The organism is Ideonella sp. (genome assembly GCF_035254525.1).
Classification (GTDB): Bacteria; Pseudomonadota; Gammaproteobacteria; order Burkholderiales; family Burkholderiaceae_C; genus Ideonella.
Map to the genome: position 1 here is coordinate 1 of NZ_DATFAN010000019.1, position 6254 is coordinate 6254.

The window sequence follows — 6254 nt, forward strand, 5'->3', positions numbered from 1 at the left end:
GCTGCTGCAGCAGCACCTGCACCTCGGGCCAGCGCGGCGCGCCGGCCGCCCGCTGGCGCGACTGCAGGCCGGGGTTGTGGCAGTAGCCGCAGCGCCAGGGGCAGCCCTGGACAAAGGCCACGGCGCACAACTGGCCCGGCCAGTCGGTCGTCGAGAACGGCTGGAAGCCGCCCAGCTCAAGCACCGGCTTCGCAGAGACAGGCGCGTTGGGCAGGCGCCTCGCCCGGTTCGTCGAAATAGCGCCGCTCGGCGAACTCGCCCTGCTTGCCGATGTTGAACGAGGACTTCGGGCGGTGGTAGCCCATCACGCGGGTCCAGACCTCGCAGCGCTGGCGCTCTTGTTCGTGGAGTTCGGGGTGGACGAGGGGGGTCAGGCTGTGGCTCAAGTCAGGCTCCTTGTGGTTGGTGGGGGGCAGGGAAGGCGTCAGGCGGCGGCCGGGGCTTCGGCGGCGCGCCGCTTCTTGCGCGCCAGCGCTTCCTCGTCGCAGTGCGGGCAGAAGGCGTGCTCGCCGGCGAGGTAGCCGTGGGTCGGGCAGATCGAGAAGGTCGGCGTCACGGTGATGTAGGGCAGGCGGTGCTTGGTCAACGCGCGCCGCACCAGCGCGCGGCAGGCCTCGGCCGACGAGACCTGCTCGCCCAGGTACAGGTGCAGCACCGTGCCGCCGGTGTACTTGCGCTGCAGCTCGTCCTGCCGGTGCAGCGCCTCGAAGGGATCGGTGGTGTAGCCGACGGGCAGTTGCGACGAGTTCGTGTAGTACGGCTGCTCGGCCGTGCCGGCCTGGCGGATCGCGGGGAAGCGCTTGCGGTCTTCCTTCGCGAAGCGGTAGGTCGTGCCCTCGGCGGGCGTGGCCTCCAGGTTGTAGAGGTGGCCGGTGCGCTCCTGCACCTCGACGATGCGCGCACGCAGGTGGTCCAGGAAGCGCAGCGCGAAGGCCTCGCCCCAGGGCGTGGTGATGTCCTCGAGGTCTTCGGTGAAGTTGCGGATCATCTCGTTGATGCCGTTCACGCCCAGCGTCGAGAAGTGGTTGCGCAGCGTGCCGAGGTAGCGCTTGGTGTAGGGGAACAGGCCGTTGTCGATGTGGCCCTGGATCACCTTGCGCTTGATCTCCAGGCTGTTGACGGCCAGGTCGATCAGCTCGTCGGTGCGCTGCAGCAGCGCGGGTTCGTCGCCGGCATGCAGGTAGCCCAGCCGCGCGCAATTGATGGTGACCACGCCGAGCGAGCCGGTCTGCTCGGCCGAGCCGAACAGGCCGTTGCCGCGCTTGAGCAGTTCGCGCAAGTCGAGCTGCAGCCGGCAGCACATCGAGCGCACCATGTGCGGCTGCAGGTCGGAATTGAGGAAGTTCTGGAAGTAGGGCAGGCCGTAGCGCGCCGTCATCTCGAACAGCGGCAGCGTGTTCGGGTGATCCCAGTCGAAATCGGGCGTGATGTTGTAGGTCGGGATCGGGAAGGTGAAGACGCGGCCCTTCAGGTCGCCGGCCATCATCACGTCGATGTAGGCGCGGTTGATGATGTCCATCTCGGCCTGCAGCTCGCCGTAGGTGAACGGCATCTCCCGGCCACCGATCACCGGCACCTGCTCGCGCAGGTCCTCGGGGCAGGTCCAGTCGAAGGTCAGGTTGGTGAAGGGCGTCTGCGTGCCCCAGCGTGAGGGCACATTGAGGTTGTGGATCAACTCCTGCAGGCACTGGCGGACCTGGTCGTAGCCCAAGCCGTCCTTGCGCACGAAGGGCGCGAGGTAGGTGTCGAACGAGCTGAAGGCCTGCGCGCCGGCCCACTCGTTCTGCAGCGTGCCGAGGAAGTTGACGATCTGGCCGACCGCGCTGGACAGATGCTTCGGCGGCGCCGCCTCCACCTTGCCAGGCACGCCGTTCAGGCCCTCGTGCAGCAACGTGCGCAGCGACCAGCCGGCGCAGTAGCCCGAGAGCATGTCCAGATCGTGGATGTGGATGTCGGCCTCGCGGTGCGCCAGCCCCACCTCGGGCGGGTAGACGTGGCTCAACCAGTAGTTAGCCACCACCTTGCCCGAGACATTGAGGATCAGCCCGCCGAGCGAGTAGCCCTGGTTGGCGTTGGCATTGACGCGCCAGTCCTCGCGCGCCACGTACTCGTTGACCGAGCGCTCGACATCCAGCGCCACCTGGCGATCGCGCCGCAGGGCATGGTGTTGCTCGCGGTAAGCGATGTAAGCGCGGGCGGTGGCGAGGTGGCCGCCCTCCAGCAGCACGCGCTCGACCTCGTCCTGGATCTGCTCGACGCCGGTCACGCGACGCGCGAGCCGCTCGGTCACCGTGGCGGTCAGCCCCTGCGCGCGCTCGGGCCCGAACTCACCGGTGGCCGCGCCCGCGCGCTCGATGGCGCTGGCGATCTTCGAGGCGTCGAAGGCGACCGTGCGGCCCTCGCGCTTGATGACGGCGACCGGGGCCGCGTGGGTCAGTGCTGTGTGCTCGTTCATGGCCCTATATGTAGTGTGTCGATGAATGATGGACGCTATATGTAGTGTAGGAAGCGCCTCGTGCGCAGCGCTTTGATGTGCCGCAATGTGCTTGTGCGGGCGCGTATTCGGGTGGACCCCTAGAAGGCCCGTGGCCGGCAAAGACTCTTGTGTTGGGACAAATCCACGTTGCGAACGCGTCTGCACAGTGGCACTCATCGCCACCCCTTCTCGAGGAGATCGGCATGCTTGACACCCACACCACATCCACCGACCTGATCGTCGGCCGCCATGCGCTGCGCCCCTGGCATGCGCAACCTGCCGAGCCCGCGCCCGACGTGGAGTTGCTGCGCGCGGCGTTCGCGCCCGCCCACCCTTCCAGCGCGGCGCTGCAGCACCTCGCCAACGCCGCCCGCCTCGTGCGCTGCGAGCCCGGCCCCTTCCTGTTCTCCTCGCCGCGCCGGCCCGAGCCCTCGTGGTGGCTGGTGCGCCAGGGCACGATGAGCCTGGGCACGCGGGGGGCCGACGGGCACTTCGTCGAGAAGCGCTCGATCGGGCCAGGCGAATGGCTCGAGACGGCCGGCGCGATGACCAGCCCCGGCACCTGGCTGGAGCAGGCCGAGTGCCGCACGATGGTCGAGTTGCTCGCCGTGCCGCTGGCGGCGATGAACGAGGCCTGCAGCTTCGACCCGGCCTTTCCGCAGGCCTACGCCGCGGTGCTGGCGCGCCGCGTGCGTGAGCTGAACGACAGCCTGCACGACATCGTCAGCGCGGATGTCTCCGCACGGCTCGCGCGCTGGTTGCTGCGGCGGCTGCCGCCGGGCGACCCCGGCGTGGCGGTGCACTTCGTGCTGCCCGAGCGCAAGCAGGCGATCGCGCAGCAACTGGGCATGACCTCGGAATCGCTGTCGCGCGCGCTGCGCCGCCTGTCTGACGCAGGCGTCGTCGTCGTCAATGGCTACGAGCTCGCGGTGCAGGATCTGCCGGCGCTGCAGCGCCTGGCCTTCCCGGCGCCGGCGCAGAAAGAAACGGGCCGATGACGAGCAGGAGGCGCCCCGAACTCGTCTGCCCGGCCGGCTCGCTGCGGGCCCTGCAGTGCGCCATCGACGCCGGTGCCGATGCCGTCTACCTGGGCTTGAAGGATGCAACCAACGCGCGCAATTTCGCCGGCCTGAACTTCGACGACGCGCAGATCCGCGACGGCGTGGCCCACGCGCATGCGCGCGGAGCGAAGGTGCTGATGGCGCTGAACACCTTCGCCGATGCGCGCGACCCTTCGCCCTGGTACCGCGCGGCCGACAAGGCCGTCGCATTCGGCGCCGATGCGCTGATCACGGCCGACAGCGCGGTGATGGCCTGGTGCTGCGAGCACCATCCGGATCTGCGCCTGCACTTGTCTGTACAAGCGTCGGCGACCACCCACGCGGCGATCGAGTTCTACCGCCAACGCTACGGCATCCAGCGCGCGGTGCTGCCGCGCGTGCTGACGATCGAGCAGGTGGCGCAGGTGGCACGCCACACCGGCGCCGAGATCGAGGTCTTCGGCTTCGGCAGCCTGTGCGTGATGGTCGAGGGCCGTTGCACGCTGTCGTCCTGGGCCACCGGCTGCTCGCCGAACAACGCCGGCGTCTGCTCGCCAGCGTCGGCCGTGCGCTGGCACAACGGGCCGGATGGCGTGCAGGCGCGGCTGAACGAGGTGCTGATCGACACCTACGCGCCCGACGAGCCACGCGGCTACCCCACGCTGTGCAAGGGCCGCTTCCTGGTCGAGGACCGGCGCGAGTATGCGCTGGAGGAGCCGACCAGCCTGAACACCCTGGCGTTGCTGCCGCGGCTGATCGACATCGGCGTCGCGGCGATCAAGATCGAGGGGCGGCAGCGCAGCGCCGCCTATGTCGAGCAGGTCACCCGCGTCTGGCGTGCGGCCATCGACGCGGCGATGGCCGATGCGCCCTACACCGTCGCGCCCGACTGGACCGAAACCCTGGCCCACCACGCCGAGGGCCAGCAGCAGACCCTGGGCGCCTACGACCGCCCCTGGCGCTGACATGATGCCCTCACGCTCCTTTCCAGTCGGCCTGACCGTCGGCCCGGTGCTCTATTTCTGGCCGCGCGCCACGCTGCTTCAGTTCTATGCCGAGCTGGCCGACAGCCCGGCCGACACCCTGGTGATCGGCGAGGCGGTGTGCGCCCGCCGGCGCGAGCTGCGGCTGGACGACTGGCTGGCCCTGGGCCGCGAGCTGGCGCAGGCCGGCAAGACGGTCGTGCTGGCCGCGCAGGCGCTCGTCGAGACCGAAGCCGACCTGCGGCTGATCGAGCGTCAGGGCGAGCAGACGGAGTTCGCCGTCGAGGCAGCCGATGCATCGACGCTTCAACTGCTTGCCGGCCGCGTGCCGCTCGTGCTGGGGCCGCACCTGAACATCTACAGCCGCGCGGCCCTGGCCGAACATGCGGGCCTGGGCGCGACACGCTGGGTGGCGCCGATCGAGCTGCCGCTGGATGCGGTCGGCCTGGTCAACCCGCCGGACGACCGGGTCCAGACGCCGCAGGGCCAGACGATCGAGACCGAAGCCTGGGCCTTCGGCCGGGTGCCGCTTTCGTTCTCGGCCCGCTGCTTCACCGCGCGCCACCACCAGCTCGCGAAGGATGCCTGCCAGTACCGCTGCCTCGGCGACCCGGATGGGCTGCCGATGCTCACCGCCGAGCGCGAACCCTTTCTCGTGCTCAACGGCACGCAGACCCAGTCCGCCGGCGTGCAATGCCTGCTGGCCGATGGCGCGGCGCTGCGCGCCGCCGGCGTGCAGCGGCTGCGGCTGTCGCCCTGCTCGCAAGGCTTCGGCCAAGTGCTGCGCGACTTCGATGCGGTCTTCAACCACGGCGAGCCGGCCGGCGGCCGCGCCGAGGCCTGGTCGAGGTCCGGCGTGCCAACCCCCTTGAGCAACGGCTACGCGCGGCGGCTGCCGGGCATGCAATGGAGCGCCCCTCGATGAACCCGACGCTGAACCTCGGTCTGCGCCCGCTGCCGCCCCGAATGCCCGGCTGGCTGGCCCCAGTGCACCGCCGCGCCGCCGACCTCGTCGAGCGCCTGCCGCCCCAGCCACCCTCGGCGCTCTTCGCACTGGCCCTCAACCGGTGGCTGCTGCCGCGCCTGCCGGATGATGCACGCCAGGCGCTGCAAGGCCGCGTGGTCGGCCTGACCGTGCGTGACTTCGGGCTGCGCGTGCGCTTGCGCCTCGGTCCCACCGGTTTCGGCGCCAGCGGCGGCGGCGACGAGCCCGCACTGCGCATCGAGGCCACGTCCGAGGCCTTCTGGCAACTCGCCCGCGGCGATGCCGACCCCGACCGCCTGTTCTTCGACCGCCGCCTCGTGATGGAGGGCGACACCGAACTCGGCCTGGTGCTGAAGAACACCCTGGACGCGATCGGGCCGGGCTGGTTGCCGTGGCGGTGAAGTAGGCCCCCACGCTCCCTTCCGGTCGCTGCCCCCCCCCGAGGGGGCTCGCGCAGCGGACCTGCAGAGCCGGATACGCGCACGCCACTTGATGGGCGGCGGCTCCTGCGGAGCGCCTTGTGGGCTCTGGCGGCGGCCCCGTCGGCGGCTCAGGCCGGCGTGTAGGTCAGGCGCACGTAGATCGGCGCGAAGGCCTCGGCCTGGGTGATTTCGAGCAGACGCTCCCGTGCCAGCTCGAGCATCGCGATGAAGGTGACCACCATCACCGGGGTACCGCGGGTCACGTCGAACAGGTCTTCGAACTCGACGAAACGCTGGCCCTGCAGGCGGCGCAGCACGACGCTCATGTACTCGCGCACCGAGAGCTGC

Annotated in this window: 7 protein-coding genes and 1 pseudogene; 4 read left to right on the forward strand and 4 right to left on the reverse strand. The window is 70.1% G+C overall.

The features are described 5' to 3' along the window. From VJ693_RS01770 to VJ693_RS01780, 3 genes and pseudogenes are all read right to left on the reverse strand, one after another. Positions 1–184 (reverse strand): annotated as a pseudogene (locus VJ693_RS01770) (anaerobic ribonucleoside-triphosphate reductase activating protein); the annotation flags it as partial. Beyond that, the gene (gene nrdD / locus VJ693_RS01775; protein WP_324151747.1) at positions 177–386 is read right to left on the reverse strand and encodes an anaerobic ribonucleoside-triphosphate reductase; all 210 of its coding nucleotides are present in this window, start codon (positions 384–386) and stop codon (positions 177–179) included. The pseudogene VJ693_RS01770 and the gene nrdD, both read right to left, overlap by 8 nt. A gap of 38 nt (positions 387–424) precedes the next feature. Further along, positions 425–2455, reverse strand: a complete 2031-nt coding sequence (locus tag VJ693_RS01780; protein WP_324151748.1) for a ribonucleoside triphosphate reductase — start codon at positions 2453–2455, stop codon at positions 425–427. A gap of 224 nt (positions 2456–2679) precedes the next feature. Between VJ693_RS01780 and VJ693_RS01785 the strand changes: the two genes are divergently transcribed. The 4 genes from VJ693_RS01785 to ubiT are packed head-to-tail and all read left to right on the forward strand — an operon-like array spanning position 2680 to position 5885. After that, positions 2680–3474, forward strand: coding sequence for a Crp/Fnr family transcriptional regulator (locus VJ693_RS01785; RefSeq protein WP_324151749.1), 795 nt, complete (start codon positions 2680–2682; stop codon positions 3472–3474). Continuing rightward, positions 3471–4481 carry a ubiquinone anaerobic biosynthesis protein UbiU gene (gene ubiU, locus VJ693_RS01790; RefSeq protein WP_324151750.1) on the forward strand — a complete coding sequence of 337 codons (1011 nt, stop codon included), beginning with the start codon at positions 3471–3473 and terminating at the stop codon, positions 4479–4481. Before VJ693_RS01785 ends, ubiU begins: the two co-directional genes overlap by 4 nt. Before the next feature lie 4 nt (positions 4482–4485). Then, positions 4486–5424 (forward strand): U32 family peptidase, encoded by a 939-nt coding sequence (locus VJ693_RS01795; RefSeq protein WP_324151751.1) that lies wholly within the window; start codon positions 4486–4488, stop codon positions 5422–5424. Then, positions 5421–5885, forward strand: coding sequence for a ubiquinone anaerobic biosynthesis accessory factor UbiT (ubiT, locus tag VJ693_RS01800; RefSeq protein ID WP_324151752.1), 465 nt, complete (start codon positions 5421–5423; stop codon positions 5883–5885). Before VJ693_RS01795 ends, ubiT begins: the two co-directional genes overlap by 4 nt. 149 nt (positions 5886–6034) lie before the next feature. Here ubiT and VJ693_RS01805 read toward each other — a convergent pair. Next, positions 6035–6254 (reverse strand): segregation/condensation protein A (locus VJ693_RS01805; RefSeq protein WP_324151753.1); only part of this gene is annotated, 220 nt, incomplete at its 5' end.